32 protein-coding genes are annotated in these 26,783 nt (G+C 45.1%); 5 read left to right on the top strand and 27 right to left on the bottom strand.

The window, feature by feature from the left end:
• Positions 1-102: 102 nt before the first annotated feature.
• The gene (locus tag EYS05_RS10795; protein ID WP_138277148.1) at positions 103-3,858 is read right to left on the bottom strand and encodes a phosphoribosylformylglycinamidine synthase; all 3,756 of its coding nucleotides are present in this window, start codon (positions 3,856-3,858) and stop codon (positions 103-105) included.
• Between the two features lie 154 nt (positions 3,859-4,012).
• On the opposite strand from EYS05_RS10795, the gene EYS05_RS10790 reads away from it, so the two are divergent.
• Complete coding sequence (locus EYS05_RS10790) at positions 4,013-4,891, top strand: LysR family transcriptional regulator (protein WP_021650784.1); 879 nt, start codon at positions 4,013-4,015, stop codon at positions 4,889-4,891.
• 167 nt (positions 4,892-5,058) lie between these two features.
• On the opposite strand, the gene EYS05_RS10785 is transcribed toward EYS05_RS10790, so the two are convergent.
• The 3 genes from EYS05_RS10785 to EYS05_RS10775 all read right to left on the bottom strand — a co-directional run bounded on the left by EYS05_RS10785 (position 5,059) and on the right by EYS05_RS10775 (position 6,600).
• Positions 5,059-5,895, bottom strand: a complete 837-nt coding sequence (locus tag EYS05_RS10785) for an Mrp/NBP35 family ATP-binding protein (protein ID WP_138277147.1) — start codon at positions 5,893-5,895, stop codon at positions 5,059-5,061.
• A 94-nt stretch (positions 5,896-5,989) separates the two neighbouring features.
• Positions 5,990-6,376 (bottom strand): metal-sensing transcriptional repressor, encoded by a 387-nt coding sequence (locus tag EYS05_RS10780; RefSeq protein ID WP_138277146.1) that lies wholly within the window; start codon positions 6,374-6,376, stop codon positions 5,990-5,992.
• Positions 6,373-6,600, bottom strand: coding sequence for a hypothetical protein (locus EYS05_RS10775; RefSeq protein ID WP_015526956.1), 228 nt, complete (start codon positions 6,598-6,600; stop codon positions 6,373-6,375). The genes EYS05_RS10780 and EYS05_RS10775 overlap by 4 nt, the downstream gene beginning before the upstream one ends.
• Before the next feature lie 173 nt (positions 6,601-6,773).
• Between EYS05_RS10775 and EYS05_RS10770 the strand changes: the two genes are divergently transcribed.
• Positions 6,774-7,346: a xanthine phosphoribosyltransferase gene (locus EYS05_RS10770; protein ID WP_015526955.1), complete on the top strand. Its 573-nt coding sequence runs from the start codon at positions 6,774-6,776 to the stop codon at positions 7,344-7,346.
• Positions 7,347-7,441: 95 nt separating this feature from the next.
• Here EYS05_RS10770 and EYS05_RS10765 read toward each other — a convergent pair whose 3' ends face one another.
• The 12 genes from EYS05_RS10765 to rpmJ form a co-directional block, all read right to left on the bottom strand.
• Entirely contained in the window at positions 7,442-8,833 is a 1,392-nt protein-coding gene (locus EYS05_RS10765) for a substrate-binding domain-containing protein (protein ID WP_138277145.1), read from the bottom strand.
• Positions 8,834-8,846: 13 nt separating this feature from the next.
• The gene (locus EYS05_RS10760; RefSeq protein WP_118513022.1) at positions 8,847-9,464 is read right to left on the bottom strand and encodes a WYL domain-containing protein; all 618 of its coding nucleotides are present in this window, start codon (positions 9,462-9,464) and stop codon (positions 8,847-8,849) included.
• A gap of 9 nt (positions 9,465-9,473) precedes the next feature.
• The gene (locus EYS05_RS10755) at positions 9,474-10,202 is read right to left on the bottom strand and encodes a type 1 glutamine amidotransferase (protein ID WP_118624177.1); all 729 of its coding nucleotides are present in this window, start codon (positions 10,200-10,202) and stop codon (positions 9,474-9,476) included.
• Entirely contained in the window at positions 10,199-11,533 is a 1,335-nt protein-coding gene (locus EYS05_RS10750) for a MurT ligase domain-containing protein (RefSeq protein WP_118513021.1), read from the bottom strand. Before EYS05_RS10750 ends, EYS05_RS10755 begins: the two co-directional genes overlap by 4 nt.
• Positions 11,534-11,563: 30 nt before the next feature.
• Positions 11,564-12,268 (bottom strand): phosphatidylinositol-specific phospholipase C/glycerophosphodiester phosphodiesterase family protein, encoded by a 705-nt coding sequence (locus EYS05_RS10745; protein ID WP_227752270.1) that lies wholly within the window; start codon positions 12,266-12,268, stop codon positions 11,564-11,566.
• 379 nt (positions 12,269-12,647) lie between these two features.
• Positions 12,648-13,388 carry a LytR/AlgR family response regulator transcription factor gene (locus tag EYS05_RS10740; RefSeq protein WP_138277143.1) on the bottom strand — a complete coding sequence of 247 codons (741 nt, stop codon included), beginning with the start codon at positions 13,386-13,388 and terminating at the stop codon, positions 12,648-12,650.
• A gap of 198 nt (positions 13,389-13,586) precedes the next feature.
• On the bottom strand, positions 13,587-14,123 hold the full coding sequence (gene rplQ / locus EYS05_RS10735; RefSeq protein WP_118513018.1) for a 50S ribosomal protein L17: 537 nt from the start codon (positions 14,121-14,123) through the stop codon (positions 13,587-13,589).
• Between the two features lie 91 nt (positions 14,124-14,214).
• Positions 14,215-15,174, bottom strand: a complete 960-nt coding sequence (locus EYS05_RS10730; protein WP_118513017.1) for a DNA-directed RNA polymerase subunit alpha — start codon at positions 15,172-15,174, stop codon at positions 14,215-14,217.
• Positions 15,175-15,258: 84 nt separating this feature from the next.
• The gene (gene rpsD, locus EYS05_RS10725; protein ID WP_118513016.1) at positions 15,259-15,852 is read right to left on the bottom strand and encodes a 30S ribosomal protein S4; all 594 of its coding nucleotides are present in this window, start codon (positions 15,850-15,852) and stop codon (positions 15,259-15,261) included.
• A gap of 16 nt (positions 15,853-15,868) precedes the next feature.
• A complete protein-coding gene (gene rpsK, locus EYS05_RS10720) occupies positions 15,869-16,261 on the bottom strand; it encodes a 30S ribosomal protein S11 (protein ID WP_015526942.1) in 393 nt (130 codons plus the stop codon).
• A 55-nt stretch (positions 16,262-16,316) separates the two neighbouring features.
• Positions 16,317-16,685, bottom strand: a complete 369-nt coding sequence (gene rpsM, locus EYS05_RS10715) for a 30S ribosomal protein S13 (RefSeq protein WP_008707282.1) — start codon at positions 16,683-16,685, stop codon at positions 16,317-16,319.
• 307 nt (positions 16,686-16,992) lie between these two features.
• Entirely contained in the window at positions 16,993-17,106 is a 114-nt protein-coding gene (gene rpmJ, locus EYS05_RS10710) for a 50S ribosomal protein L36 (protein ID WP_003022746.1), read from the bottom strand.
• A 221-nt stretch (positions 17,107-17,327) separates the two neighbouring features.
• On the opposite strand from rpmJ, the gene EYS05_RS10705 reads away from it, so the two are divergent.
• From EYS05_RS10705 to EYS05_RS10695, 3 genes are all read left to right on the top strand, one after another.
• Positions 17,328-18,056 carry a YoaK family protein gene (locus EYS05_RS10705; protein WP_138277142.1) on the top strand — a complete coding sequence of 243 codons (729 nt, stop codon included), beginning with the start codon at positions 17,328-17,330 and terminating at the stop codon, positions 18,054-18,056.
• Between the two features lie 307 nt (positions 18,057-18,363).
• A complete protein-coding gene (locus tag EYS05_RS10700; protein WP_138277141.1) occupies positions 18,364-19,089 on the top strand; it encodes a UTRA domain-containing protein in 726 nt (241 codons plus the stop codon).
• A 175-nt stretch (positions 19,090-19,264) separates the two neighbouring features.
• On the top strand, positions 19,265-20,587 hold the full coding sequence (locus tag EYS05_RS10695; RefSeq protein WP_118513013.1) for a sodium-dependent transporter: 1,323 nt from the start codon (positions 19,265-19,267) through the stop codon (positions 20,585-20,587).
• A 257-nt stretch (positions 20,588-20,844) separates the two neighbouring features.
• Here EYS05_RS10695 and infA read toward each other — a convergent pair whose 3' ends face one another.
• From infA to EYS05_RS10640, 11 genes are all read right to left on the bottom strand, one after another.
• Positions 20,845-21,063, bottom strand: a complete 219-nt coding sequence (gene infA, locus EYS05_RS10690) for a translation initiation factor IF-1 (RefSeq protein ID WP_005428560.1) — start codon at positions 21,061-21,063, stop codon at positions 20,845-20,847.
• 34 nt (positions 21,064-21,097) lie between these two features.
• A complete protein-coding gene (gene map, locus EYS05_RS10685) occupies positions 21,098-21,856 on the bottom strand; it encodes a type I methionyl aminopeptidase (RefSeq protein WP_015526936.1) in 759 nt (252 codons plus the stop codon).
• 2 nt (positions 21,857-21,858) lie between these two features.
• A complete protein-coding gene (locus EYS05_RS10680) occupies positions 21,859-22,503 on the bottom strand; it encodes an adenylate kinase (RefSeq protein ID WP_118624187.1) in 645 nt (214 codons plus the stop codon).
• A 98-nt stretch (positions 22,504-22,601) separates the two neighbouring features.
• On the bottom strand, positions 22,602-23,915 hold the full coding sequence (gene secY, locus EYS05_RS10675; protein WP_118513011.1) for a preprotein translocase subunit SecY: 1,314 nt from the start codon (positions 23,913-23,915) through the stop codon (positions 22,602-22,604).
• Entirely contained in the window at positions 23,915-24,355 is a 441-nt protein-coding gene (gene rplO, locus EYS05_RS10670; protein WP_015526933.1) for a 50S ribosomal protein L15, read from the bottom strand. The genes secY and rplO overlap by 1 nt, the downstream gene beginning before the upstream one ends.
• Positions 24,356-24,367: 12 nt before the next feature.
• Positions 24,368-24,547 carry a 50S ribosomal protein L30 gene (gene rpmD / locus EYS05_RS10665; RefSeq protein WP_015526932.1) on the bottom strand — a complete coding sequence of 60 codons (180 nt, stop codon included), beginning with the start codon at positions 24,545-24,547 and terminating at the stop codon, positions 24,368-24,370.
• Positions 24,548-24,560: 13 nt separating this feature from the next.
• Positions 24,561-25,070: a 30S ribosomal protein S5 gene (gene rpsE, locus EYS05_RS10660; RefSeq protein ID WP_015526931.1), complete on the bottom strand. Its 510-nt coding sequence runs from the start codon at positions 25,068-25,070 to the stop codon at positions 24,561-24,563.
• 17 nt (positions 25,071-25,087) lie between these two features.
• Positions 25,088-25,456 (bottom strand): 50S ribosomal protein L18, encoded by a 369-nt coding sequence (rplR, locus tag EYS05_RS10655; RefSeq protein ID WP_118513010.1) that lies wholly within the window; start codon positions 25,454-25,456, stop codon positions 25,088-25,090.
• A gap of 17 nt (positions 25,457-25,473) precedes the next feature.
• Positions 25,474-26,013, bottom strand: coding sequence for a 50S ribosomal protein L6 (rplF, locus tag EYS05_RS10650; RefSeq protein WP_015526929.1), 540 nt, complete (start codon positions 26,011-26,013; stop codon positions 25,474-25,476).
• Positions 26,014-26,110: 97 nt separating this feature from the next.
• Positions 26,111-26,512, bottom strand: coding sequence for a 30S ribosomal protein S8 (gene rpsH, locus EYS05_RS10645; protein WP_118513009.1), 402 nt, complete (start codon positions 26,510-26,512; stop codon positions 26,111-26,113).
• Positions 26,513-26,593: 81 nt separating this feature from the next.
• Positions 26,594-26,779, bottom strand: a complete 186-nt coding sequence (locus tag EYS05_RS10640) for a type Z 30S ribosomal protein S14 (protein ID WP_015526927.1) — start codon at positions 26,777-26,779, stop codon at positions 26,594-26,596.
• Between the last annotated feature and the right edge of the window lie 4 nt (positions 26,780-26,783).

Here is a 26,783-nt window from a genome sequence, read left to right as displayed (position 1 = left end):
GTTTTTTTCACTTTTTTTAATTTTTTAAAAAATATATGCTTTTTTGTATTTTTACAGTGGCAGGGAGGTCTGAAATCCCCTGCCACTGCATGCTTACGGATATTACTTGAAGTACTCAACACCAGATTCGAAAATCTTGATATCCTGCTCTCCGTAGATATTGACAGCAACGCCTGCGTCACGACGCTCACTGTGTGCCATCTTTCCGAGGACACGTCCATCCGGGCTTGTGATACCCTCGATGTTCATATAAGAGCCGTTTACGTTAAACTCACCCTCATATCCGGTCTCATCTACCGGTACATACTCTGTTGCGATCTGTCCATTTTCCTTGAGTTTCTTCAGCCACTCATCGTTTGCAACAAAACGTCCCTCACCATGAGAAGCCGGATTACAGTATACGCCGCCAAGCTGTGCTTTCTGAAGCCATGGAGACTTGTTGCTGACAACCTTGGTGTAAACCATCCTGGATACGTGACGTCCGATAGTGTTGTAAGTCAGTGTCGGAGAATCCTCTTTCTGTCCGCAGATCTCACCGTACGGTACCAGTCCAAGTTTGATCAGTGCCTGGAATCCGTTGCAGATACCAAGAGCAAGACCGTCACGCTCATTGAGGAGCTTCATAACTGCCTCCTTGATCTTCTCATTCTGGAATGCGGTAGCAAAGAATTTCGCAGATCCGTCCGGCTCATCTCCAGCTGAGAAGCCGCCCGGGAACATGATCATCTGTGCCTGAGCGATGGATTTCTCAAAGAGTTCTACAGAATCATGGATATCTTCTGCTGTAAGGTTCTTGAATACCTTTACGTCTACCTCGGCACCTGCTCTCTCAAATGCACGGGTGCTGTCATACTCGCAGTTTGTTCCAGGGAATACCGGAATAAATACACGTGGTTTTGCAACTTTATGTTTGCATACATAGATGCTGTCTGCTTTGTAAAGGGAACCGTCATCTGCCTTGACATCCTCGGTTCCTGCTGCTGTTTTAAATACATTCTCCAGAGTTCCTTCCCATGTGGAAAGCGCCTCTTTCAGAGTGATCTCTGTATCACCATAGGTGAACTTCGCATTATCCGTAACCTCACCGATCACAGTATAGGTAACTGCAAGCTCACCGACTTTTCCATCCGGAACCTCACAGATGATATCACCGAATGCCGGAGCAAAGAAATCTCTCGGATCAAGGTTATGCTCGATCTTTACGCCCATGCCGTTACCAAAGGCCATCTTGCTGACTGCGGCAGCGATTCCATGACGGTCAAGTGCATATGCGGAGATCACACGGCCTGACTGGATATCCTGGTGTAATTTATCATACTGCTCCATAAGAGCCGGGTAATCCGGAAGATCATAGGAATCCTTCGGTGCACGAAGCCATACCAGCTTGCTTCCTGCTTTTTTGAATTCCGGTGTGATCACATCTTTTACCTTTGCAACATCCACTGCGAAGGACACCAGTGTCGGAGGAACATCAATATCATTGAAGGTTCCGGACATACTGTCCTTACCGCCGATGGAAGGAAGGCCGAATCCGATCTGTGCCGCATAAGCGCCAAGCAGTGCGGAGAACGGCTGGCTCCATCTCTTAGGATCTTCTGTCATACGACGGAAGTATTCCTGGAAGGTGAAACGGATCTTCTTATAGTCACCACCGGTTGCAACGATCTTGGCAACAGACTCAGTTACTGCGTAGGCAGCTCCATGATACGGACTCCATGAGGAAAGGTATGGATCAAAGCCGTAGCTCATCATGGTAACAGTCTCTGTTTTTCCGTTCTGTACCGGAACCTTTGCAACCATGGACTGTGTCTCTGTCAGCTGATATTTGCCGCCGTGAGGCATAAATACACTGCCTGCGCCGATGGAGCCATCAAACATCTCCACAAGGCCCTTCTGTGAGCATACATTCAGGTCAGCAAGAACATCCAGCCATTTTTTCTTTACGTCTGTTACATCCGGACGTTCCTCGAAAAGATTTCCGTCCTTTGACGGGATCTCAACCTCAACGGAGGTCTCCTGATGTGCACCGTTGGTATCCAGGAATGCACGGGAGATATTTACGATCTCTTTTCCTCTCCAGTTAAGGACAAGGCGTGGCTCCTCAGTTACAACTGCAACCGGAACTGCCTCAAGATTCTCTTCATTTGCAAATTTCAGGAAAGTATCCACATCTTTCGGGTCAACTACAACAGCCATACGCTCCTGAGACTCAGAGATGGCGATCTCAGTGCCGTCAAGACCTGCGTATTTTTTCGGAACCTTGTCAAGGTCGATCTGAAGTCCCGGTGCCAGCTCGCCAATGGCAACGGAAACACCGCCTGCGCCGAAGTCGTTACATTTCTTGATGATATGGCTGACTTCCTCTCTGCGGAACATTCTCTGGATCTTACGCTCGGTAGGTGCGTTACCTTTCTGCACCTCAGCGCCGCAAACCTCGATGGAAGCCTCTGTGTGGACCTTGGAGGAACCTGTTGCACCGCCGATACCGTCACGGCCGGTACGTCCGCCAAGAAGGATGATGATATCTCCCGGGTCGGAATTTTCACGGATGACCGCACGTCTCGGAGCCGCACCCATAACCGCACCGATCTCCATACGTTTTGCAACGTAGTCCGGATGATAGATCTCTTTTACAGCACCGGTTGCAAGACCGATCTGATTTCCGTAGGAACTGTAGCCGTGGGCTGCACTGCGGACAAGCTTCTTCTGCGGAAGTTTGCCCTTCAGAGTTTCCTTTACGGATACGGTAGGATCTGCTGCACCTGTCACACGCATCGCCTGGTATACATAGGTACGTCCGGAAAGCGGATCACGGATGGCTCCGCCAAGGCAGGTTGCCGCACCACCAAAAGGCTCAATCTCCGTCGGATGGTTGTGTGTCTCATTCTTGAAGTTGATCAGCCACTCTTCTTCTTTTCCATCCACGTCCACCGGTACCACGATACTGCAGGCATTGATCTCATCAGACTCTTCCTGATCTGCAAGCTTGCCTTCTGCTTTCAGTTTCTTCATTGCCATAAGTGCAAGATCCATCAGGCAGACAAACTTATCGTCACGGCCCTTGTACATGTTCTTATGGGCATCCAGATATTCTTTGTATGTTTTTTCGATAGGAGTCTTATAATCACCTTCATCAAACTTCACGCTGGTAAGCTCTGTGGAGAAAGTAGTATGACGGCAATGATCAGACCAGTAGGTATCCAGAACGCGGATCTCTGTCATGGAAGGATCGCGTTTCTCTTCATTCCTGAAATAATTCTGGATATGCTGGAAGTCCTTGAATGTCATGGCGAGGTTCAGAGAAGCGTACAGCTCCTTCAGATTAGCCTCAGCCATATCCTTGAATCCGTCAAAAATCTTCACATCCTCAGGATCCGGGAATATTGTTACCAGTGTTTCCGGCTTCTCAAGACCTGTCTCACGGGAATCCACAGGGTTGATGCAGTGATGTTTGATCGCCTCAAACTCTGCATCTGTAACGGTTCCTTCAATTACATAAGTAGTTGCTGAACGGATGATCGGTGCTGCATTCTCATCCAGGAACTGTACACACTGCACTGCAGAATCTGCTCTCTGGTCAAACTGTCCGGGAAGGAATTCTACGGAAAATACACGTGCGCCCTCTGCCACATCAAATTTTTCAAGATACAGATCATCTACCGGCGGCTCTGCAAATACGGTCTTGCAGGCTTTCTCAAATACTTCATCGGAGATATTCTCCACGTCATAACGGATCAGCTCGCGGACTGCTGTCACAGTGCTGATACCAAGATAATGTTTGATCTCATGTTTCAGTTCCTTTGCTTTTACTGCAAAGGCAGGTTTCTTTTCTACATACACACGTCTTACGTTGCTCATAGAAGGCTCCTTTCTCTATATCCGATAATAAGGATGGTAAACGTGCAGAAAGCATTTCAGTCTTTCTTTTCTGCTGAAAATATAGTATCATAGGAAATATCATTAGTAAAATTAATATATCTTATATCATTTATAAGCGGAGGATTTTTCACATATGGATATCAATCTTGAACTTTACAAAGTGTTTTATTATGTGGCCACAACACTGAGCTTTTCGGAGGCTTCCAGACAGCTTTTTATCTCACAGTCTGCAGTAAGCCAGGCCGTCAAAAACCTTGAAAAAAAGCTGGGCCATACTCTGTTTGTGCGCAGCACCAAACGGGTCATCCTGACTCCTGAGGGAGAGCTTCTTCTCCAACATGTAAAACCGGCCCTTTCCATGCTAAACGAGGGAGAGGCTGTCCTTTCCGGAGAAGGAAATCTTACCGGTCAGCTGCGGATCGGTGCCAGCGATACTCTGTGCCGCTATTTTCTCATCCCCTATCTCCGCCGTTTCCACAAGGATCATCCGGAGGTACGGATCAAGATCATCAACAGTACTTCTATCGGATGTGCGGAGCTTCTGGAAAACGGCCAGGCTGAGCTGATCGTCACCAACTACCCGAATTCCCGGCTTTCGGCCCACACCAAGCTTCAGACTGTGCTGGAATTCCGGGATATCTTCGTGGCAAATCCGGACTATTTCACCATGGGCAAATCTCCTCTTTCCATGGAAAATCTTCTGGATTATCCCATCCTGATGCTCGCTCCAAAGAGTACCACCAGCGAATATCTTCATCAGGTGTTTGCAGCCCAGGGACTGAAGCTGCTGCCTGAGGTTGAACTGAACAGCAACGATCTGCTGATCGATCTTGCAGAGATCGGACTTGGTATTGCCTGTATCCCGGATTATATGCTCCGCAACCGTCCGGGCCTGGAACCTGTCCATCTGAAAACACCTCTGCCCGCAAGAAGTGCCGTGATCGCTCATCATGAAGCACTGCAGCTTTCTCAGGCTGCCCAGTGTTTTCTGAAATATTTTTCCCAGATCTGATATGATCAAGTCCCTGCCGCTTACTGCTTTTCGCGATTGAAGCAGGAAACTTCCCTGATCCAGTAAAAAAGCCACCGGAATCTGCCATAAGGTTATTACGATCCTTATATACTCAATTCCGGTGGTCTTTTCTGTTATTGATATCGGTCAGATATTATTCTTATTACTTACACTTCAGCCTTCGGCATCACGTCTGCTGCCGCGGTGATATACTCATTCTCGATCTTACTAAACAGACCGCTGTCTGCAAGCTCTGCAAGCTTCACGTCAATCGGCATCTTGCCCAGGACCGGAACCTTCAATTCTGCAGCGATCTCATCGATATGGCTCTCGCCAAAGACCTTGATCTCTTTTCCGCAGTCCGGACATTTCACATAGCTATAGTTCTCCACGATTCCAAGGACCGGAACCTTCATCATATCAGCCATGTTATAGGCTTTCTTGACGATCATGCGGACCAGATCCTGCGGGGAAGTAACGATCACAACACCCTCGATCGGCAGGGACTGGAATACTGTCAGCGGAACATCTCCGGTTCCTGGCGGCATATCTACAAAGAGATAATCCAATTCACCCCAGATCACATCACTCCAAAACTGTTTTACCATATTTGCAAGGACCGGACCTCTCCAGATCACCGGTGTCTCCTCATCCGGAAGAAGAAGGTTTACAGACATAACCTCGATTCCGTTTGCAGTTGGCATCGGATAGATCCCGTTGTCACTGCCCTGTGCATTGCCCTTGATGCCATACATCTTCGGGATGGACGGACCGGTGATATCAGCATCCATAATGCCCACTTTATATCCCTTGGAAGCCATCAGGTTTGCCAGGGAGCCTGTTACGAAGGATTTACCCACGCCTCCCTTTCCGCTGACAACTCCGATCACATGTTTTACGTCAGAAAAAACATTTGGTTCTGCCATGAGGCTCTGGTTTTTTTTCTCTCCGCAGCCTTCACAGCTTGATTTGTTGCAGGATGTATTGCTACACTCTTTTGCCATAATAGATTCCTCTCATTCTTTGTATTTACACTGACCGAACTGACTCTCTGTCCGTGCATTTTTCTCATTCATGATCTCTCATGAACTCCTTACCTTACTTCATAAATCTGTCGATCGCTTTTTCCAGTTCTTTGATAGCATCCCTGTCTCCATGCTCTACTGCATCCACGATGCAGTGTTCTATATGATCCTGCAGTATGATCTTGCCTGTATTATTGATCGCAGATTTTACGGCTGATAGCTGGATCAGCACTTCGCTGCAGTCACGTCCTTCCTCCACCATACGCTTAATGGATTCCATATGACCAATGGCCCTGGAAAGTCTGTTGAGTACGGCCTTGGTCTGTGCGTGGCTGTGATGATGAGGATGTGTGCTATCGTGAGTATGCACATGTTCCTGTTCCCCGTGGGTATGCTCAAGAACGGTTCCATCCTCGAGAACGTGCACATGTGTTTCTTTCATGTGTATTTCCTCCCTCATATCTCCGTGAAAGAACAGCGCTGCCGGATCATAGATGTCTGAATGTCAAAAATGATGGTTCCGTCTTCCAGTACTGTCTTCTCGTAGGAGACATCCTTCCCCTGAAATTTCTGTTTCACATACGCTTCCGGATCTGCAATCTCTACTTCTTCCACAAATACATCACGCATCTGATTTCTCGGGCATTTGTTAAAAATTTCCCAGATTACTTCGTACTCTTTCATCTGTGCCTGTTCCTTTCTTCGTCATCTTATCTATTATAATAATTTTATGTTTTTTTGTCAAAAATAATTGCACTCACGCAAATATTGTCGTATGATACATATTAAAAATATTACTGCTCTGTCCGTGGGCAGTAAACATATATTAATGTGATAAATCAAAGGAGATAAATTTCATGCAGCTTTTAAAAGACAGAATTCTGACAGACGGCGTAGTAAAAGAAGGAAATATTTTAAAAGTGGACAGCTTTCTGAATCATCAGATGGATATTGACCTGATCAACGAGGTCGGCAAAGAATTCAAGAAACGTTTTGACCACTGTCCAATCACCAAGATCCTTACCATCGAAGCTTCCGGTATCGGTATTGCCTGTATTGCGGCACAGTATTTCCATGTACCGGTTGTATTTGCCAAGAAAGCACAGAGTGTGAACCTTGACGGCGAGATGTACACCACCAAGGTAGAGTCTTTCACCCACAAGAAAGTTTACGATGTGATCCTTTCCAAGAAATTTCTCGGACCGGAAGATCACGTACTCCTGATCGATGATTTTCTTGCCAATGGCTGTGCACTTCTCGGTCTGATCGACATCGTTAAGAAATCCGGCGCGACTCTTGAAGGAGCCGGAATCGTTATCGAAAAAGGCTTCCAGTCCGGCGGACAGACCATCCGTGACATGGGTATCCACCTGGAATCTCTTGCTATCATTGATTCCATTGCTGATGGCAAACTTACTTTCCGTGAATAAGATTTATCATAAAAAATACTCCTGAAAACTTATATACATTGTTTCCAGGAGTATTTTTATTTTTATCACAGCCGGATCATGATGTCATTTCTGATTTATGCAGTGGCATCCTTTTCTGGCTTCTCTGAAGGTGTCGGAGTTACTGTTTCCTCCGGTGTCGGTGTTCCGGAAATTTCCGTTTCTTCCTTTTCCGATGAAGCCGATGCAGCTTCCGTTGTATTTTCATCTATATCCGGTTCTTCCGTCACCGTAGCTTCCGGTGTCACTGTCGGCGTTGGTGTGGCAGTTGCCTCCGGCATGATTTCATTCTCTTCATAATATCCGTCATCCACAAGCATCTGATAATTATCTGCATCGATCAGCTGGATATCACTGGTCACAGTTCCCACGATCTTGGTCCCGTTATCATACTGCTCATAATCGGAGATCTCCGGTTTCTCCCCTTTCAGAATAGCATCCACCATCGTTACACAATCATTTGCCAGTACACGGTTATCAAACAGCAGATCATCCTCAATCTTTCCCTGGATCACAGCTGTCACTGCTTCTGCCTCACAGCCGCCTCCTGTGATCATAGGCCAGCCATCCTCTCCAGACACATATCCAGCATCCTCCAGAGCATCCACAGCCCCAAGTGCAAGGTCATCGGCACCTGTGCAGATAATATCCGGCGCATCCTCTGTATAATTCTGAGAAAGGATCTCCGCCATATCATTCTTTGCGGTATTTCTTCCGGAACGCATCACTGCAGTATCATCAAAGGTCAGCTTTCCTGAAGTACATGCCAGTGTTCCATCGTCGAAATATTCCTGAAGCTTCTCCATCACTCCATTATAAAAGAACAGTGCGTCACGATCATCCGGAGAGCCCATAAGGAACTCAATGGTCAGAGTTTTCTTTTCTTCCCGTGCTTTCTCCAGATCCATTTTTTTTATGATGGAATCTCCCACCATTTTTCCGGCTTTTCTTGTATTAAAGGTAACATAATAGTTGACCTTATCTGTATCCATGATCAGCTGATCGTACGAAATCACGGGAATGGATTTCTCGTACACCTGCTCCAGCACATCGTTCAGGCTGTAAGCATCTGCAGGTGCGATGACAAGTGCAGAAAGCTCTTCATCATCCAGAATAGACTGAATCTGGGATACCTGCGTATCACTGTCTTCATCTGCCCAAAATATCTCTGCATCATATCCATCATCTTCCAGTGTATTCTGAAGAGTTTCTCCATCAGCAGACCAACGGGGATCATCTGCTGATGAAGGCAGAAACACACCTACTTTCTTATCTGCTGCCGCAGTTTCCTTTGCTTCTTCTTTTTCTTCTTTCTCTGCATCATCGCTGTTTTTGGCTTTTCCTTCCGGGTCTTCAGACTCCACACTTTCATTGGCTGCCTCTGTCGCCTCTTTGTTTTTTCCACAGCCGGAAAAGGCTGCTGTAAAGACAAAAGCTCCCACAAGCAGGATTGCTGTTTTTTTCTTCATGATCAAATCTCTCCTATAAGCCTTTATAGTCCTTTGCCAGTGATTTCAGATAGTCTCTGTAGGCGGCTGCAGATTTCTTGGGTTTCAGGATACGTACACTGCCGCCCATCCCGGTCAGCCATCCGTAGAATTTTCCATTTTCCGGAAGTTCTGCAGTTACCGTCAGATCTCCGCTATCTTTCATTTTATATTCTGCAGCTGTGCCGAAAAAGTCTCTCACCTCCACCTGTACAGCTCCGGCACAGAGAAGTTTTATTTCTTTTTTTATGGTTCCGGCTGAAGCCTCAAGAAGCTTCCGGTACCCTGTCACAGATGTCTCATGAATATCTTTAGTTTCACGAATATCCTTAGCTTCAGCAGTCAGCCCGGGCTCTTCAGACAGCTGTTCCTCTCCGGCACTCTCACCGGCAAGATAATAACCACCCGGCCGTTCTCTTGTATAACGGATATCCATTCCAAAAGAACGTAATACCTCCACATCATCATAAATGCTCTTTCGCTCTGCACGAATTCCCTGTTTCTCAAGATTCTCAAGGATCTTCTGCATAGATATTACCCGATGCTCCCCTGTTTCCCGCAGCATTTTTTCAAGGTACAGGATCTTCGCCTTCTGATTGTTTGATTTTGCCATACTGCCCTCTTATCCTTCGTTTTTTACAAAGCGGTGGAAAATATAGGAGTTCGCCTCCTGTTCCTCGCTGTCGTCCAGTTTCTCAAGTTCGATCTTTTTACCGTATTTCTTTTCCAGTGCACGGCTGATCAGAAGATCTGCAAGCTGCGGATTTTTGGGAAGAAGTGGTCCGTGAAGATACGTACCGATCACATTTTTGTATACAACCCCTTCCTCTCCGGATTGTCCGTCATTTCCGTATCCTGACAGAACCTTCCCCAGGGATTTGTTGTTTCCGATGGTGGTACGCCCTCCATGATTTTCAAAGCCTACGATGGGCATATCAAAAAGATCGCTCTGCATCACAATGTTTCCAATAAGGCGGCCTTTTCCCTGCTCAGTGCTCATATCTACAAGCTTCAGCCCTTCGATCATTCCCTGATCAGTTTTATAATAATTTCCAAGGAGCTGATACCCTCCACAGATTGCGATCACAACTCCATTATCTTCCACATACGCCTTGAAATCCTTCTGGATTTCCTTCAGCTTTTCACATACCAGCATCTGTTCTCTGTCGGAGCCACCGCCAAGAAGTACGATATCCAGTTTGGAAAAATCTATTCTGTCATCCAGTTCGTAGGCTATGGTTTCTGCCTCGATTCCTCTCCAGAGACAGCGCTTCATCAGACACTGGATATTTCCTCTGTCACCGTAAAGGTTCAGAAGATCCGGATATAAATGTCCTATCGTTATCTTCATTTCTCACCCTCCAGTTTTTTCAGGATATTTCTGGTGCCAAACAGCGCCGTATAATTTACAAGTACATAAAGATTGCCGCATCCATCCCCGATTCGTTTGCGGATGGCTGTCTCCACATCATTTTCCAGCATGGACGGGATATCCACATATTTCAGACGGAGGCGCATATCCTGACACCGGATACCACTGACTGTGATGGAATTGATATTGTCCCCTCCGAAAAGATCAAAATCCACATCCCAGAGCCAGGAGATATCTTTTCCATCCTGTGCATTATCATTGATCACAATGATGATATCCTTTGGTGATCCGTCCTGCATCACAGCTGAAATGTTCTGGTTAAAACCGGCCGGATTCTTAGCAAGATTCAGAACAACACCGGTGCCCTTGATCCGAAACTGTTCATTGCGTCCGTTCTCCGGGTTAAACTTCCGGAGCATCTCATTAAAATGCTCCGCCTTAAAGCCTGCGGTACGAATTCCCGCATAGGCAGCCAGAATATTATACACATTATAGAATCCCTTATAATTGGCCACGATCCGTTTATCTTCCACTGTAAAGGCGATCTGATCATCCACCTTCACATCTGTGGCATCAAAGTCGATCTCCGGACGTTTAAAGCCGCATTTCGGACATCTGTAGTCACCCAGCTGACTGTAATGATAGAAGCTGTAGATCAGTCTTTCTCCACAGCACTTACAGAACCGGCCCTCACGAATCTCGTTTGTTTTGTTCTCGATCACCGGTTTGCTGATCCCGTAGGTTACAAAAGGATTTCCGCAGTCCATGGCAAGATATGCAGACAGTGCATCGTCGCCATTGACAATGACCTTCATATCCGGAACCTTTTTCATCATTTCTTCCAGGATGTTCATAGTGATATCAATCTCGCCATAACGGTCCAGCTGATCACGGAACAGATTAGTCATAACCATATAATCCGGTTTGATTCTTGTGAACACATGTCTTGTGGATGCCTCATCCACCTCTATACATGCATAATCCGCATCCAGTTTTCCGCTGAATTTGGCCCCCAATACAAAGGCTGCCACAACTCCGTTCAGCATATTTGAACCGGTATGATTGCAGATGACCTTTTTTCCCTCTGCCTCAAGGCCTGCGCACAGCATGTTATTGGTTGTGGTCTTTCCGTTGGTTCCGCATACTACAAATATTTTTTCTCTTACCTGAGAAGAAAGCTCTTCCAGGATATCCGGACAGATCTTCATTGCGACCTTACCGGCCCAGGTCACACCCTGCCGGCCCATAAGCTTACAGACATGTCCTGTGATCTTTGCTGCCATCACAGCAATAGTTGTTCTTATTTTCATAATCTTCTGATTCCTTTGTTTTTATTTCTCTTACCACAGATCTTCCGCTGTCAGGAAATCGGTACAGATTCCTTCTGCGCCCTGTGAAATATACCTTCTGGCCTGGTCACGGTCATTGACCGTATAAACATACAGACTGATCCCATTTTTTTCGAAGATCTTCTCCGTTTCTTCTGACCAGTACTCCCAGTATACTGTTGCTGCCGGAATTCCCTTTTCTTTACAGAAGGATGCAATATGCTCCAGCTCTTCCACAGAATACTCCTGCCACAGTGAGTATACATAGGAAGGAAAGGAATAGATCATGGCCGTCCCGGGAAACATTGCTTCATTGTAGATTTCCGGAATGATCTGATCCAGCGTCTCACCGGCACCTGCATTCCTGGCGATTTCCACATAATCACTGTAATCCTCCAGCGTTCTCTGATAATTGCGAAGAGAATACTGTTTGGAATCGATCAGCACATATGCATCCGGATAATCTTTCAGAAGAAGAAAAAAATCCTCCAGTGTCATGGGGGTGTATTTCCCATATATTTTACTTTGTCTGAATTCCTTTTCTGTAAGGACTTTTTTTCCGTTGCCATCCCACTGTCCCATGGAATCGTTCCAGTTATGCCTGCAGACCCATACTCCATCTGATGTCCTGGAAAGATCCAATTCAAAAAGACGTACTCCCTGTTCATACATGAACAGAAATCCCTCTCTGGAATTCAGGTAATCCTTTCCGTCCATACCTCCCAGAGCATGTGCAATGGTCCTGTGGTCCTTCCAGCTAAATCCTCCTGATGTATTCCGGGCAGCTTCTGTTTCCGGAAAATTTCCTCCCAGAAGAAAAAGCGATACAAACAGTATTTCCAATGTCAGTATAAAACGTCGCATCATCTCAGGCAACAAAAAAATGCACAAGACGTAAAGGAAAACAGTTCCTCTCTGCTTTCCTTTTTATCTTCTGCAAATTTATCATATCCGGGAAACTGTCCCAAATCATTCCTATATTGTTTCTGTCCGGTAATACCAAAAGTCCCACCGACCATGTTTATCATCCTTTCGCATACGTGTAGTCGTATTTCGTACATTACCGATTGTACGCTAAAAAAGGATAATAATCAAGTTAATCCTCTTCTTCCTCGTCATATTCCTGCTGAAGTCTCAGATATTCATCATATTTCTCGTGTGCATTCCGGTTATAGGATCGAGAGATCGGTATTACATGCTCGCCAATATGAAAGCTGTCATTTTCAGCTCCTGTGACCCGTTCCATATTTACTATAAAACTCTGATGACACCGCAAAAATGTACTGTCATCAAGCTGTTTTTCAAAATCTTTCAACTTACCTCGGCACTGAAGTATGCTTCCGTCTGTCTTATGGAAATTCACGATATGAAGACTGCTGGTAATATAACTCACCTGACTGTACCGCACCGTATACACACGGGCGCGATACTGAAAATGGATCACCCGATCATCACTTCCGTTGCAAAGTAGCTTCTTCAGTGGTTTCATTACATATTCCAAAGTTTCTTCGGTTACAGGTTTCAGTAAATAGTTATATGCAAACAGGTCAAAAGCCTCTCTGTAATATTCATCGCTTCTGCTCATAAAAAGCACTGCCATTGACATTTCTTTTTCCCGTATCTTCCGTATTGTTTCCAGTCCGTCTACTTTCTTTGAATCAATGTTCACAAAGATTGCATCATAAGGTTTCCTTTTCTTTTCCAATTCTTCCAGTAAAAGCTCGCCGCTTTTAAATATCCGAATTTCTGACCCTGGAACGATCCGCTCAAGCTGTTTGTGAAGTCTTCTTGCATCCACCTGCATGTCGTCACAAATGGCAATGGTCATCATCGTCATATATATGTATCCCCTTTTACTCCATCATTGTTACCTTTTGTTCTATATATTATACCATGATTTGTTATTCAAATTATGGTATCTTCATGTAATTTATGGTCGAAAATCCACCATTTATGCATTTTTTCAAACTTTTTGGAATATAAAAAAAGGACATTTGCATTTCTGCAAATGTCCTTTAAATCGGTCAGAAGTAAATTATACAAGCTCGATAAGAACTTCCATAGCTGCATCGCCCTTACGCTGTCCGATCTTAACGATTCTTGTGTAACCACCGTTACGATCTGCGTATTTCGGAGCGATCTCGCTGAACATCTTGTCAACCATGTCAACTTCTTTTGTGTTTTTCTTTCTGCCAGCGCCCTTAGCAGGAACATCTGTTACAGGATAGAAAACTTTCATCATCTCACGACGTGCATGAAGTCTGGAAGAAGCATCTTTCTTGATCTCTTTCTGAACTTCGTCGTAAACTGTTTTCTTCTTACCGTCTACAACTTCTTTTACACGTTTTCCGTCAGCATCTTTACGAGCAACCTTAGCTGTTACTGTAACTGTTTCGAAATTGTCTTTCTCACGTACAGCCATAGCAATAAGTCCCTCAGCGATCTTACGGATCTCTTTAGCCTTAGCTTCTGTTGTCACGATCTTTCCGTGATAAAGAAGGTTTGTAACCTGATTTCTGAGAAGTGCTTTTCTCTGGTTAGATGTTCTGCTTAATTTTCTATATTTTGCCATTTTATTATCCTCCATCTGTGGGACACCAGGACATGCTTGTTCGGTCTTACTGCCCTGCTGCTGACACCCCACTCATTACTCTGTTTCCGGATTATTCCTCGGTAGGCTGGAGCTGAAGTCCCAGCTCTTTGAGTTTTGCAAGTACTTCCTCTAAGGATTTGCGGCCCAGATTACGAACCTTCATCATATCGTCAGAAGTCTTGTTGCATAATTCTTCAACCGTATTGATACCGGCTCTCTTAAGGCAGTTGTAGGAACGAACAGAGAGCTCAAGCTCATCAATGCTCATCTCCAGAACCTTTTCCTTCTCATTGTCTTCTTTCTCGATCATAACCTCTGCGGTCTTAGCATTCTCGGAAAGATCAATGAACAGACTTAAATGCTCGCTGAGAACCTTCGCTGCAAGGCTGACTGCCTCATCCGGATCAAGTGTTCCATTGGTATATACATCCAGTGTAAGCTTGTCGAAGTCAGTTACCTGACCAACTCGTGTATTCTCTACGATCATGTTGACTCTGTCTACCGGTGTGTAGATCGCATCCACTGCGATCATACCGATCGGCATGTCATCGGTTTTGCCTTTGTCTGCACTGATATAGCCACGTCCCTTGGTAATGGTAAGCTCCATGGCCAGTCTGCAGTCTTTTCCACCGTTCAGGGTTGCGATCACCTGATCCGGGTTCATGATCTCAATATCCTGATCTGCCTGGATATCAGCTGCTGTAACAACACCTTTTCCCTCACACTCAATGTATGCGGTCTTCGGCTCATTGTCACTGCTGTGATTCTTGATGGCAAGAGATTTCAGATTCATGATGATCTCGGTCACATCTTCCTTCACGCCCGGAATAGAGCTGAATTCATGAAGTACACCATCGATCTTCACCTGGCTTACTGCAGCTCCCGGAAGGGAGGACAGCATAATTCTTCTTAAAGAATTGCCAAGGGTAGTACCATAACCTCTTTCCAGAGGCTCTACAACGAATCTTCCAAACTTCTTATCTTCGGATATTTCGGTAATTTCGATTTTTGGTTTATTGAAATCAAACACTATAAGGTTCCCTCCTTCTGGGTTAATCAACATTCGAGGGTATTACCAATTTTTATAACTGTAGACACAGTAAACAGTTATTAATTATTTAGAATACAGCTCGACGATAAGCATCTCGTTTACAGGAACATCGATCTGCTCTCTTGTAGGAAGCTCTTTAACTACACCCTTCAGGTTCTCCTGATCAACGTCGATCCACTCCGGAACAAGTCTTCCGCCAGTGATCTCAAGGATTCCTTTATATCTCTCAGAACCTTTGCTCTTCTCTCTGATCTCAATTGTGTCTCCTGCTTTGCACAGGTAAGACGGAATATTTACAGATTTTCCGTTAACAAGTACGTGCTTGTGATCTACGATCTGACGAGCCTCTCTTCTTGTTCTGGCAAATCCCATACGGAAAACGATGTTGTCAAGTCTGCTCTCAAGCATAACCATAAGGTTCTCACCTGTCTGGCCCTGCATTCTGTCGGCTTTCTTGTAGTAATTACGGAAAGGTTTCTCAAGAACTCCGTAGATAAATTTTGCTTTCTGTTTCTCTTTTAACTGAAGACCATACTCAGACACCTTGCGGTTTGCACGTTTTAACTGTCTTGTGGACTTCTTATCAATTCCTAAGTAAATCGGATCCAGGCCAAGGGATCTGCATCTTTTCAGAACAGGTACTCTATTTACTGCCATTTCAACTACCTCCTAATTAGACTCTTCTGCGTTTTGGTGGACGGCATCCGTTGTGAGGAACCGGAGTTACGTCACGAATGCTGGTTACTTCAAGTCCGCATGCCTGAAGCGCACGGATTGCAGCTTCACGGCCTGAGCCCGGGCCTTTTACCATAACGTCTACTGTTTTTAATCCATGAATTAAAGCAGCCTTTGTTGCAGTCTCTGCTGCCATCTGTGCTGCATAAGGGGTAGATTTCCTTGAACCTTTAAATCCAAGACCACCGGCACTTGCCCATGAAAGAGCGTTTCCTTCGTTATCTGTCAGTGTGACGATTGTATTGTTGAAGGAAGACTGAATGTGTGCCTGTCCGTGTTCAACGTTTTTCTTGACACGACGTTTTGTCGTTTTCTTTGTAACTTTTGCCATTTTAAAACTAACCTACACTTTCCTTTTATTGAAATTAATTAGTTATATCTATAAATTATTTCTTCTTGTTTGCAACAGTTCTCTTCGGTCCCTTGCGAGTTCTCGCATTTGTCTTAGTCTTCTGACCACGAACCGGGAGTCCTTTACGATGACGGATACCTCTGTAGCATCCAATCTCCTGCAGTCTCTTGATGTTAAGGGCGATTTCCCTTCTCAGATCACCTTCTACTGTCATTGTCTCATCAATAACAGCGCTCAGTCTCTTAACCTCATCATCAGTCAGATCTCTGACACGTGTGTCAGGATTAACCTCTGCTTTAGCAAGAATTTTGTCTGCGCTTGGTCTACCAATTCCATAAATGTAGGTAAGACCGATTTCAATACGTTTCTCTCTTGGTAAGTCTACACCAGCTATACGAGCCATGTACTGTTTCCTCCATTTTCTGTTTCTGAAAGTTCCGCATATCGTATGTCACTTGCTCTCGCAAGGTGAAATGGGACATATCGACCTGCCGCTTTCTTTTCTAGTTTCCTAATTGGGGTGCCTCGGTAAAACACCCAGCTGTAATTGGCGAATCACAGCCTTTCCGAAATTGCGGATCTTAACCGCTGTTGCCTCTCGGTATTAGGCAATACATGCTTATTATCTGTTCAGCAGAACAACCCTGCCGGGTGTTTCATACTGCAGCCGCACGTTTCACAAACATTCCAAAGAAGTTCCGATATGGAAATCAACCCTGACGCTGTTTGTGCTTCGGGTTCTCACAGATGATTCTGATGGATCCCTTTCTCTTAATGACCTTGCACTTCTCGCAGATCGGCTTTACAGATGATCTTACTTTCACTGGAAATCCTCCTTCCGTAAATTAGTCTCATATCTGCAGTTTCACAGGCGCACTCATACACAGTATTTGCGCGCTTGAAATATATACTAACACCTGTTTTCCTGAAATGCAAGAAAAAATTTAAAAAATTTTTGATTTTTTTTACAGGCTGTATTATAATGGGTGGCAAAGTCCGGCAGACATATGGAATCTGCCTATTTTAATGAAAGGAATCTTTACATATGCATACGGAAATGAAGTATCGTTTTCTGATACATTACACCTTATCTTTTATCGGTGGATACCTGGGGCTTTATGCCATTGTGTCAAGAGCTGATCTTTTTGGCAATGCCCAGACAGCCAACCTTCTTGGTGTTGTTCGTGATCTCATAGGCAGGGATTTTTCGGATATGCTGCTGCGTATAGGCGCACTTCTTATATATATGACTGCCGTGATCCTTACAGTCTGGATCCCGGAGCATTTTTCCACAGATCTTCGTTTTATCAGTATCGGCATCGATATCTTTGCGATCCTGCTCCTGGGATTCTTTCCTTCCGGAATGTCTCCGGTTGTTGCTCTTTATCCGGTGTTCTTTGCAATGCCTTTCCAGTGGTGTACCTTCAAGGCTCCCGGCGGATATAACAGCTCAACGATCTTTTCCACCAACAATCTCCGTCAGTTCACCACAGCTGTCACACAGTTTCTTATGAAAAAGGACAACGCACAGTGCGATAAAGCAAAATTCTACGGAATGACGCTGCTTTCTTTCCATACAGGTGCAGCTCTGTCTCTGATCCTGTATATGACCTGCGGTCTCTCAGGCGTATGGCTCTGTCTGGTTCCTGCCTTCTATGCTGTATGGCTGGTCAGTGCAGACCGGAATACTGCTGATACACCGGCAGTTACCCGAAGCACTGCTTCTGCCTGCAGCAGCTTCAGGAAGCTTTCTTATAAGAAAAAAGAGGCCTGACTTTATTTTAGTTTTGATAAAAGAAGGGGAAATGTGATCTGTTTTTACACTGTCACATTTCCTTTTTTGTTTACGCGCAGCTTACAGCTTATATGCGTTCGAAATCCAGTATCATGGTTTTGAATAGCCGCAAATTGATTTCATCTATATTTCCCATACTGTCTTCATAACATATCAATATGTTTTGTAACTTGTTTAAACATTTTCCGGTATTTACATTGCGCTTGCCGGGAAAATCTTTTATAATTATTTTAGAAATCATGAACCCCTCTATATATTTTTGACCGAACATGAATGGAGAATTGAAATGCCCAGAAGTATTTACGAAGATATTTATAAAGATCTGAAAATGAAAATAGAGGACAACACCTTTGCCTATCAGGAACTTCTGCCTTCCGAAAACACTCTGATCCAGACTTACGGCTGTTCCCGCAATACCCTGCGCCGTGCAGTCCGTCTTCTTGTCAGTGACGGCTATGTACAGACCATGCAGGGAAAAGGTGTCCGCAATATCTACCGTCCAAACGAGCAGACTGCTTTCACCATCGGAGAGATCGAAACCTTCAAGGAATCTGCTGCAAGGAACGGTCAGAATGCCCATACAGAGGTGGCTCTCTTTACAGAACTTTGTATCAGCAAAAAGCAGTCTGCTTACACAGGATTTCCCGCTGGTGCAAAAGTATATTATATTCAGCGTATCCATTACCTTGAAGATATCCCACTGATCATCAACCATAATTATTTTCTGAAGGAATCCGTTCCCGGCCTTACTGCCGAGATCGCCAGCCATTCTATCTATGAATACCTGGAACAGGAGCTTCATATGACCATTGTCAACAGCAAACGGGCCATGACTGTGGAAAAGGTTACGGAAATTGATGAAAAATATCTTCATCTGAATGTAAAAGATTATAACTGCGTGGCTGTGGTGTCCAGCCAGACTTATAACAGTGATGGCGTGATGTTTGAGTATACTCAGTCACGGCACAGACCGGATCATTTTCGATTTTATGATAATGCCCTGCGCCGATGAGATCAGCTCATAACTGCTTCGCAGCTATACAGTTATAAGCCAGCAACAAATGTGGCTCACAAATATCCGCCTGGATCTGTATAGATACCTGAATCTGTATAGATGCTGCAGTTTCCTATTTCCCGGAATTATGTTATACTGAAACGATCAAATGGAGAGAGGATATTTTATTTATATGAAAAAACGAGAATCTTTTAACAGCCGCTGGGGATTCATTCTGGCCTGCATCGGGTCTGCGGTTGGAATGGGAAATATCTGGATGTTTCCCACCAGAGTTTCCCTGTATGGAGGGGGATCGTTCCTGATCCCGTATTTTATTTTCGTAGCACTGATCAGCTTTACCGGAGTGATCGGTGAGATGAGCTTTGGCCGTGGGACACGTTCCGGGCCCATTGACGCCTTCGGCATGGCCTGTGAAACCCGCGGAAAGCGAAAGCCTGGCGAACTGCTCGGATGGATCCCTGTGATCGGAGCACTGGCTATGGCTATCGGCTATACAGTTGTTATGGGATGGATCTTCCGATATATGATCGGAGCCTTTACAGGATCTACCCTGGCACCTGCGGATATTGAGTCCTTTGGATCTCAATTCGGAGGTATGGCCTCTGCCTGGGGAAATAATCTCTGGCAGCTGGCTGCTCTTGTGATCTGCATGTTTATCCTGATGTACGGCGTTGGAAGTGGTATCGAAAAGGCCAACAAGATCATGATGCCTGTTTTCTTTATCCTGTTTGTGATCCTTGGCATCTATGTTGCGTTTCAGCCGGGCTCAAACGCAGGATACCGCTATATCTTCCGCGTGGAGCCGGAAGTTCTGGCCAAGCCTTCCACCTGGATCTTTGCACTGGGGCAGGCATTTTTCTCCCTGTCTGTGGCCGGAAACGGAACCCTGATCTACGGTTCCTATCTTCCGGACAGTGAGGATATCCCGGCTTCTGCTGCAAGAGTGGCTCTTTTTGATACCATTGCCGCCATGCTGGCAGCTCTTGTGATCATTCCGGCCATGGCGACCACCGGAGCCAAGCTTGACCAGGGCGGTCCCGGACTTTTGTTCATCTACCTGCCGCACCTGATCAAAACCATGCCCGGCGGACGGATCATTGCCATCATCTTTTTCGTAGCTGTATTCCTTGCAGGTATGACCTCGCTTATGAACCTTTATGAAGCACCCATTGCCACAGTCCAGGAAAAAACAGGTCTTGGCCGGACTCCTTCCTGCATGGTGATCGCAATGATCGGCGTTGTAGCTTCTCTGCTGATCCAGGGCATTGTTTCTGACTGGATGGATGTGCTTTCCATCTATATCTGTCCTCTCGGCGCAGGACTTGCAGGGATCATGTTCTTCTGGATCTTCGGCCGGAGCTATGTGGAAAATCAGGTCAGCAAAGGACGTGAGAAACCGTTCACGAAATATTTTTATCCGGTGTGTAAATATATTTATGTTCCTGTTTGTTTTCTGGTTCTGATTCTTGGAATTGTACTTGGCGGAATCGGATGATGCGGCATCTGTTCTTATAATAAAGAATCCTGCCTGATGTTATCGGAACATCACAGAATATTTTCCTGTAGCATAAAAAACGCCGGGAATGATAGTTCTCTATCATTCCCGACGTATATCAGCAAAATCTGTTCCCTTTATGTTTAAAGCGTGAAATAAATGTGAGTAATAAACTCCACTTCAGATTCTTTTTCTGCAGAAAAGGCAAAAAAAGACCCGGCAGCTTAACGCCACCAGGTCATCTTTTACAATATTTCTTATTTATCTCTCCAGATGATTCTTCCCTTGGAAAGATCATACGGAGAAAGTTCGATCGTTACTTTATCTCCCGGGAGAATACGGATAAAATTCATACGGAGCTTGCCACTGATATGTGCAAGTACCACATGTTTGTTTTCCAGTTCTACTTTAAACATCGCGTTAGGCAGTTTCTCCAGAACAGTGCCTTCTACTTCGATCACATCTGCTTTTGACATTTTTTACCTCCTATGTCATAACAACAATTGCTGCTTACAGATTCGTAAGCGTCAGAATCTCTGGTTCCCCATCAGTGATGAGAATCGTGTTTTCATAATGGGCGGAAAGTGAACCATCCATGGTTACTACTGTCCACTCATCGTCCAGCCATGCCACGTCCGCACGACCAAGGTTGATCATGGGCTCGACGGCCAGGGTCATTCCCGGAAGGAGCTTGATGCCCCTGCGCTTCTGCGGGAAGTTTGGAATCTGCGGATCCTCATGAAGATGAGTTCCGATTCCATGTCCTACAAGGTCACGTACAATACCGTAACGGTATTTCGCTGCGTGGGCTCCGATGGCTTTGGAAATATCATTTAAATGATTTCCTGCTTTTGCCATTTTCAGTCCTTCAAAAAAGCACTCTCTTGTAACTTTAATGAGCTGCTGTGCTTCTTTGGATACTTCACCTACCGCATAGGTACGTGCTGCGTCAGAATGGTAGCCCTTATAAATCAGGCCGGCGTCGATCTTAACCAGATCCCCGTCCTGGATGATCTTCTCCTCGGATGGAATTCCATGCACAACCTCATCATTCAGGCTGATGCAGAAAGAAGCCGGAAAACCTCCGTAGTTCAGAAAGTTCGGAATACAGCCCATAGACCGGATCATTTCTTCCCCGATCTTATCAATCTCTTTGGTGCTGACACCCGGTTTGATGTAAGGGATCAAACCGTCATGCACCTTCTCAAGAAGATGGCCTGCTTCTCTCATAAGTTCAATTTCATGCTGTGTCTTAATTGTTACGGACATTCTTATTCTCCTAAGATGTCAACGATCTCCTGGAATACCTCATTCAGATCCCTGGTTCCGTCTACCGTCTTCAAAACACCCTGTGTGGTGTAATAGTCAATCAATGGCTGTGTCTGCTCATGATAAACATTCAGACGCTTCTGGACTGTTTCCGGCTTGTCATCTTCACGGAGTACAAGCTTGTCACCACAGGTATCGCATACACCCTCTGTCTTCGGTGCTGCAAATACAACGTGATAAGTTGCACCACATTTCACACATGCACGGCGTCCGCCCATACGTTTCACGATGTTATCATCCGGCACATCCACATCAATCGCATAGTCAATTTTGCTTCCAAGTTTGTTCAGAGCCTCTGTCAGACATTCTGCCTGCGGAATTGTTCTCGGGAAACCATCCAGAACATACCCTTCCCGTGCGTCATCCTGCTGGATTCTGTCAACAACAAGGTCGCAGGTCAGTTCATCCGGAACAAGAAGTCCCTGATCCATGTAAGTTTTTGCTTTGTTTCCAAGCTCGGTACCGTTTTTGATGTTGGCACGGAAAATATCTCCTGTGGAGATGTGCGGAATCCCATATTTCGCCGCAATTTTCTTAGCCTGAGTACCTTTACCTGCCCCTGGTGCACCCAACATAATAATTCTCATAGCATACCCTCCATTTTCCTGTTTTCTGCCTGATTTTCAGACAGTCCTGTTTACAAATCAAGGCTGCGACACTTTCGCACCGCAACCTTCATTTTCAATTAGTTCAGGAAGCCTTTGTAATTACGCACAAGCAGCTGAGATTCCACCTGCTTAACGGTCTCCAGGATAACACCTACGATGATGATGATAGATGTACCGCCGAAGGAAACATCCGCACCGAACACACCGTTGAAGAAGAACGGTATAACGGCCACGATAACAAGACCTACTGCACCTATAAATATAATATAATTCAGGATTTTAGTCAAATAATCTGAAGTCGGTTTTCCCGGACGGATGCCTGGGATAAAACCGCCCTGCTTTTTGATATTATCGGCTACTTCCAACGGATTAAAGGTAATTGATGTATAGAAGTATGCGAAAAATACGCAAAGTACTACATACACGATCAGACCCCAGCTGTACTGGATCTGACTTGGATTACACCAGTTATTGGAGGAAAGTCCTCTTAATATCTCACTTCCGATGCCCGTTCCGTTTCCTTTGCCAGCGAACTGAGCAATGATCGACGGGAAAGACATGATAGAAGAAGCAAAAATAACCGGGATAACGCCGGCAGTATTTACCTTGAGCGGGATGTTTGTGGACTGACCGCCCATCATTTTACGTCCAACCATCTTTCTGGAATACTGAACCGGAATTCTTCTCTCTGCTCCGTTGAGGATAAGTACGAGCACTACAACAAACAGAATAATCACAGCAATGATGCAGGCTGCAAGCATTCCTTTTGCAATTGTTTTGCCCTTGACGAAGTTCTCATAAAGAAGGGACATATCACTCGGGATCCTGGACACGATATTGATAGTCAGGACGATGGAAATACCATTTCCAATGCCCTTCTCTGTAATACGCTCGCCCAACCACATAAGCATTGCGGAACCCGCTGTTAAACTTGCAACAACTACGACTCCTTTAAGGAAGTTCATGTTCGGGATCATACCCTGACGTCCGAATCCGATTGCCATGGCAACAGACTCAAACAGAGCAAGACCAACCGTTACATAACGTGTGATTGCTGTAAGCTTTTTTCTTCCTTCTTCTCCGTCACGCTGCATCTCTTCCAGTGCCGGAATGGCAATGGTAAGAAGCTGAATGATAATGGAAGAAGTAATGTAAGGTGTGATGTTCAATGCAAAAATTGACATCTGAGTAAAGGAACCGCCGGTGAACGCATCAAAGAAATTGAATGCGTCACCGGTATTAGATTCAAACCACTGCTTAAAGAAGTCACTGTCGACTCCCGGTACAGGAAGCTGGGATCCGATTCTGATCACGAATATCATCCAGATCAGATAGAGAAGCTTTCTTCTCATTTCCTTTACTTTGAAAACACTCTTAAGAGTCTCAAACATTAGATCACCTCTACTGTACCACCAGCAGCTTCAATTTTTGTTTTTGCAGTCTCGCTGACAGCGTTTACTTTAACATTAAGTTTTTTTGTAAGCTCGCCGTTTCCAAGGATCTTAACACCATCACCGATCTTGGAGATTGCACCGCTTGCAAGTAAGCTGTCAACTGTAACCTCTGCGCCATCCTCAAAACGATTGAGAACGTCTACATTGATTGCGATAATTTCTTTAGAGTTTCTGTTAGTGAAGCCTCTCTTAGGAAGACGTCTGTATAAAGGCATCTGACCTCCCTCGAATCCCGGTTTCTTGTGGCCGGAACGAGCAAGCTGTCCTTTATGTCCTTTACCAGCAGTTTTGCCGTTTCCTGAACCATGTCCACGGCCTCTTCTGAAGTTATCGCTATGCTTGGAACCCTCTGCGGGTCTTAAGTTTGATAATTCCATTCTGGCACCTCCTTAATCTTCTACTTTTACCAGGTGCTGCACCTGCTGAATCATTCCTCTGGTTGCAGCGTTGTCTGGCATCTCAACTGTTTTATGCATCTTTGTAAGACCCATAGCTTTTACAGTTTTTTTGTGTTTCGGTACTGCACCGATCGGAGATTTTACCAGTGTAACCTTGATTGTATCTGCCATTTCCATATCCTCCTTAACCCAGAATCTCATCTACAGATTTTCCGCGGAGCTTTGCAACCTCTTCCGGAGTCTTTAACTGGCTCAGGCCTGCGATTGTTGCCAGAACTACGTTCTGTTTATTTCTGGAACCCATACATTTTGTACGGATGTTTTTGATACCTGCAAGCTCGATTACGGCACGTGCCGGGCCACCGGCGATAACTCCAGTACCTTCCGGAGCTCTCTTCAGAAGCATCTCAGCACTTCCGAATTTTCCGATGAAGTCATGTGTAATGGAATTGTTCTCGTCTCTTGCAACAGTAACAAGTTTCTTCATAGCGTCCTCTTTACCTTTGCGGATCGCCTCCGGAATTTCTGCTGCTTTTCCTAAACCTGCACCAACGTGTCCATTGCCGTCACCTACAACAACTAAAGCTGTGAAACGGAAGTTACGACCACCTTTAACAACCTTGGTAACACGCTTGATTGATACTACTTTATCTTCTAACTCTAACTGACTAGCATCAATAAGATTACGTTTCATGTGTTCTTTTCCTCCTCTTAGAATTTCAGTCCAGCTTCTCTTGCTGCATCTGCCAGTGCTTTAACTTTTCCGTGGTAGATATATCCACCTCTGTCGAAAACAACGCTCTCGATACCAGCCTCAACAGCTTTTTTACCGATCACTGCTCCAACTTTTGCTGCAGCCTGTACATCATCAGTGTTCTCAAGCTCTGCTTTTACGTCCTTCTGGAGAGTAGAAGCGGATACTAAAGTTTTACCAACTGTGTCATCAATAATCTGTGCATAGATGTGCTTGTTGGAACGAAATACTGCCAGACGAGGAGTAGTTGCAGTTCCGTTTAAATGATGACGTAATCTTCTATGCTTCTTTTCGCGAATTTCGCTTCTGGATGCTTTGTTAATCATATTCTCACTCTCCTTAATTATTTCTTACCGGTCTTACCGACTTTACGTCTGATAACTTCGTCAACGTACTTGATTCCCTTGCCCTTGTATGGCTCAGGTCTTCTCTTGTCTCTGATCTCAGCTGCGTACTGGCCAACTTTTTCTTTGCTGATACCAGATACGATGATCTTGTTTCCGTCAACTGTGGACTCAAGACCTTCTGGATCTTCCATCTCTACCGGGTGAGAATATCCGAGGTTAAGTACAAGTTTCTTGCCCTGCTTAGCAGCTCTGTAACCAACACCGTTAACCTCAAGCTCTTTTTTGTATCCTTCACTTACACCAACAACCATGTTGTGGATAAGGCTTCTTGTTAAGCCGTGAAGGGCTTTGATTCTCTTTAAGTCGTTCGGTCTTGTTACAACTACATGACCGTCTTCAACTTTGATCTCTAACTCTGTCGGGAGTGCTCTCTCAAGTGTTCCCTTAGGTCCTTTTACTGTTACAACGTTTCCATCTGCGACTGTAACCTCAACGCCAGCTGGAATTGCAACCGGAAGTCTTCCGATTCGTGACATAAATTTGTCCTCCTTACTTAGATTGTCGGAGAGGGCCCCTGCCCTCTCTGTTTTCAGTTTAAAAGCTATATGACTGCTTCGTTAAGCGGCTTTCGGCCTACCAAACGAATGCAAGTACCTCGCCACCAACCTGAAGCTTACGAGCCTCTTTGTCAGTGACAACGCCTTTGTTTGTGGAAAGGATCGCGATACCAAGTCCACCAAGAACCTTCGGAAGCTCATCCTTGCCTGCGTATACACGAAGACCCGGTTTGGAGATTCTCTTAAGTCCTGTGATGATCTTCTGGTTTTTGTCCTCACCATATTTCAGTGTGATGTGAAGAGTTTTAACAACTCCATCCTCAACCATATCATATTTTGCGATGTATCCCTCATCTACAAGGATGTTTGCAATAGCAATTTTCATCTTGGATGCCGGTACGTCTACAGTGTCATGTTTTGCAGTGTTTGCGTTACGGATTCTTGTAAGCATATCTGCGATCGGATCGCTCATTGTCATGTAAGTTTCCTCCTCTTTCTTCAGACTTTACATGTCGTGTGAATATTATTTATATAATTAAAAAGTTGCTTTCGCCTCGGCCTACCAGGAAGCTTTCTTAACACCCGGGATCTGACCTTTGTATGCCAGCTCACGGAAGCAGATTCTGCAAATTCCGTATTTTCTCAGGTATGCATGTGGACGGCCACAGATTCTGCAGCGGGTATACTCTCTTGTGGAGAATTTAGCTTTACGCTGCTGTTTAATTTTCATTGCTGTCTTAGCCATGAAT

Origin of the sequence: Blautia sp. SC05B48, from assembly GCF_005848555.1 — a bacterium.
In the GTDB taxonomy this organism is placed as follows: Bacteria; Bacillota; Clostridia; order Lachnospirales; family Lachnospiraceae; genus Blautia_A.
The sequence above is the reverse complement of the archived record's forward strand: the minus strand, read 5'-3'. Positions and strand labels throughout refer to the sequence as shown.

Coding starts and splice junctions, on each gene's coding strand:
- EYS05_RS10795 (WP_138277148.1), bottom strand. CDS start 3,858: ATGAGCAACGTAAGACGTGTGTATGTAGAAAAGAAACCTGCCTTTGCA.
- EYS05_RS10790 (WP_021650784.1), top strand. CDS start 4,013: ATGGATATCAATCTTGAACTTTACAAAGTGTTTTATTATGTGGCCACA.
- EYS05_RS10785 (WP_138277147.1), bottom strand. CDS start 5,895: ATGGCAAAAGAGTGTAGCAATACATCCTGCAACAAATCAAGCTGTGAA.
- EYS05_RS10780 (WP_138277146.1), bottom strand. CDS start 6,376: ATGAGGGAGGAAATACACATGAAAGAAACACATGTGCACGTTCTCGAG.
- EYS05_RS10775 (WP_015526956.1), bottom strand. CDS start 6,600: ATGAAAGAGTACGAAGTAATCTGGGAAATTTTTAACAAATGCCCGAGA.
- EYS05_RS10770 (WP_015526955.1), top strand. CDS start 6,774: ATGCAGCTTTTAAAAGACAGAATTCTGACAGACGGCGTAGTAAAAGAA.
- EYS05_RS10765 (WP_138277145.1), bottom strand. CDS start 8,833: ATGAAGAAAAAAACAGCAATCCTGCTTGTGGGAGCTTTTGTCTTTACA.
- EYS05_RS10760 (WP_118513022.1), bottom strand. CDS start 9,464: ATGGCAAAATCAAACAATCAGAAGGCGAAGATCCTGTACCTTGAAAAA.
- EYS05_RS10755 (WP_118624177.1), bottom strand. CDS start 10,202: ATGAAGATAACGATAGGACATTTATATCCGGATCTTCTGAACCTTTAC.
- EYS05_RS10750 (WP_118513021.1), bottom strand. CDS start 11,533: ATGAAAATAAGAACAACTATTGCTGTGATGGCAGCAAAGATCACAGGA.
- EYS05_RS10745 (WP_227752270.1), bottom strand. CDS start 12,268: ATGGACGGAAAGGATTACCTGAATTCCAGAGAGGGATTTCTGTTCATG.
- EYS05_RS10740 (WP_138277143.1), bottom strand. CDS start 13,388: ATGACGATGATGACCATTGCCATTTGTGACGACATGCAGGTGGATGCA.
- rplQ (WP_118513018.1), bottom strand. CDS start 14,123: ATGGCAAAATATAGAAAATTAAGCAGAACATCTAACCAGAGAAAAGCA.
- rpsD (WP_118513016.1), bottom strand. CDS start 15,852: ATGGCAGTAAATAGAGTACCTGTTCTGAAAAGATGCAGATCCCTTGGC.
- rpsK (WP_015526942.1), bottom strand. CDS start 16,261: ATGGCAAAAGTTACAAAGAAAACGACAAAACGTCGTGTCAAGAAAAAC.
- rpsM (WP_008707282.1), bottom strand. CDS start 16,685: ATGGCTCGTATAGCTGGTGTAGACTTACCAAGAGAGAAACGTATTGAA.
- EYS05_RS10705 (WP_138277142.1), top strand. CDS start 17,328: ATGCATACGGAAATGAAGTATCGTTTTCTGATACATTACACCTTATCT.
- EYS05_RS10700 (WP_138277141.1), top strand. CDS start 18,364: ATGCCCAGAAGTATTTACGAAGATATTTATAAAGATCTGAAAATGAAA.
- EYS05_RS10695 (WP_118513013.1), top strand. CDS start 19,265: ATGAAAAAACGAGAATCTTTTAACAGCCGCTGGGGATTCATTCTGGCC.
- infA (WP_005428560.1), bottom strand. CDS start 21,063: ATGTCAAAAGCAGATGTGATCGAAGTAGAAGGCACTGTTCTGGAGAAA.
- map (WP_015526936.1), bottom strand. CDS start 21,856: ATGTCCGTAACAATTAAGACACAGCATGAAATTGAACTTATGAGAGAA.
- EYS05_RS10680 (WP_118624187.1), bottom strand. CDS start 22,503: ATGAGAATTATTATGTTGGGTGCACCAGGGGCAGGTAAAGGTACTCAG.
- secY (WP_118513011.1), bottom strand. CDS start 23,915: ATGTTTGAGACTCTTAAGAGTGTTTTCAAAGTAAAGGAAATGAGAAGA.
- rplO (WP_015526933.1), bottom strand. CDS start 24,355: ATGGAATTATCAAACTTAAGACCCGCAGAGGGTTCCAAGCATAGCGAT.
- rpmD (WP_015526932.1), bottom strand. CDS start 24,547: ATGGCAGATACAATCAAGGTTACACTGGTAAAATCTCCGATCGGTGCA.
- rpsE (WP_015526931.1), bottom strand. CDS start 25,070: ATGAAACGTAATCTTATTGATGCTAGTCAGTTAGAGTTAGAAGATAAA.
- rplR (WP_118513010.1), bottom strand. CDS start 25,456: ATGATTAACAAAGCATCCAGAAGCGAAATTCGCGAAAAGAAGCATAGA.
- rplF (WP_015526929.1), bottom strand. CDS start 26,013: ATGTCACGAATCGGAAGACTTCCGGTTGCAATTCCAGCTGGCGTTGAG.
- rpsH (WP_118513009.1), bottom strand. CDS start 26,512: ATGACAATGAGCGATCCGATCGCAGATATGCTTACAAGAATCCGTAAC.
- EYS05_RS10640 (WP_015526927.1), bottom strand. CDS start 26,779: ATGGCTAAGACAGCAATGAAAATTAAACAGCAGCGTAAAGCTAAATTC.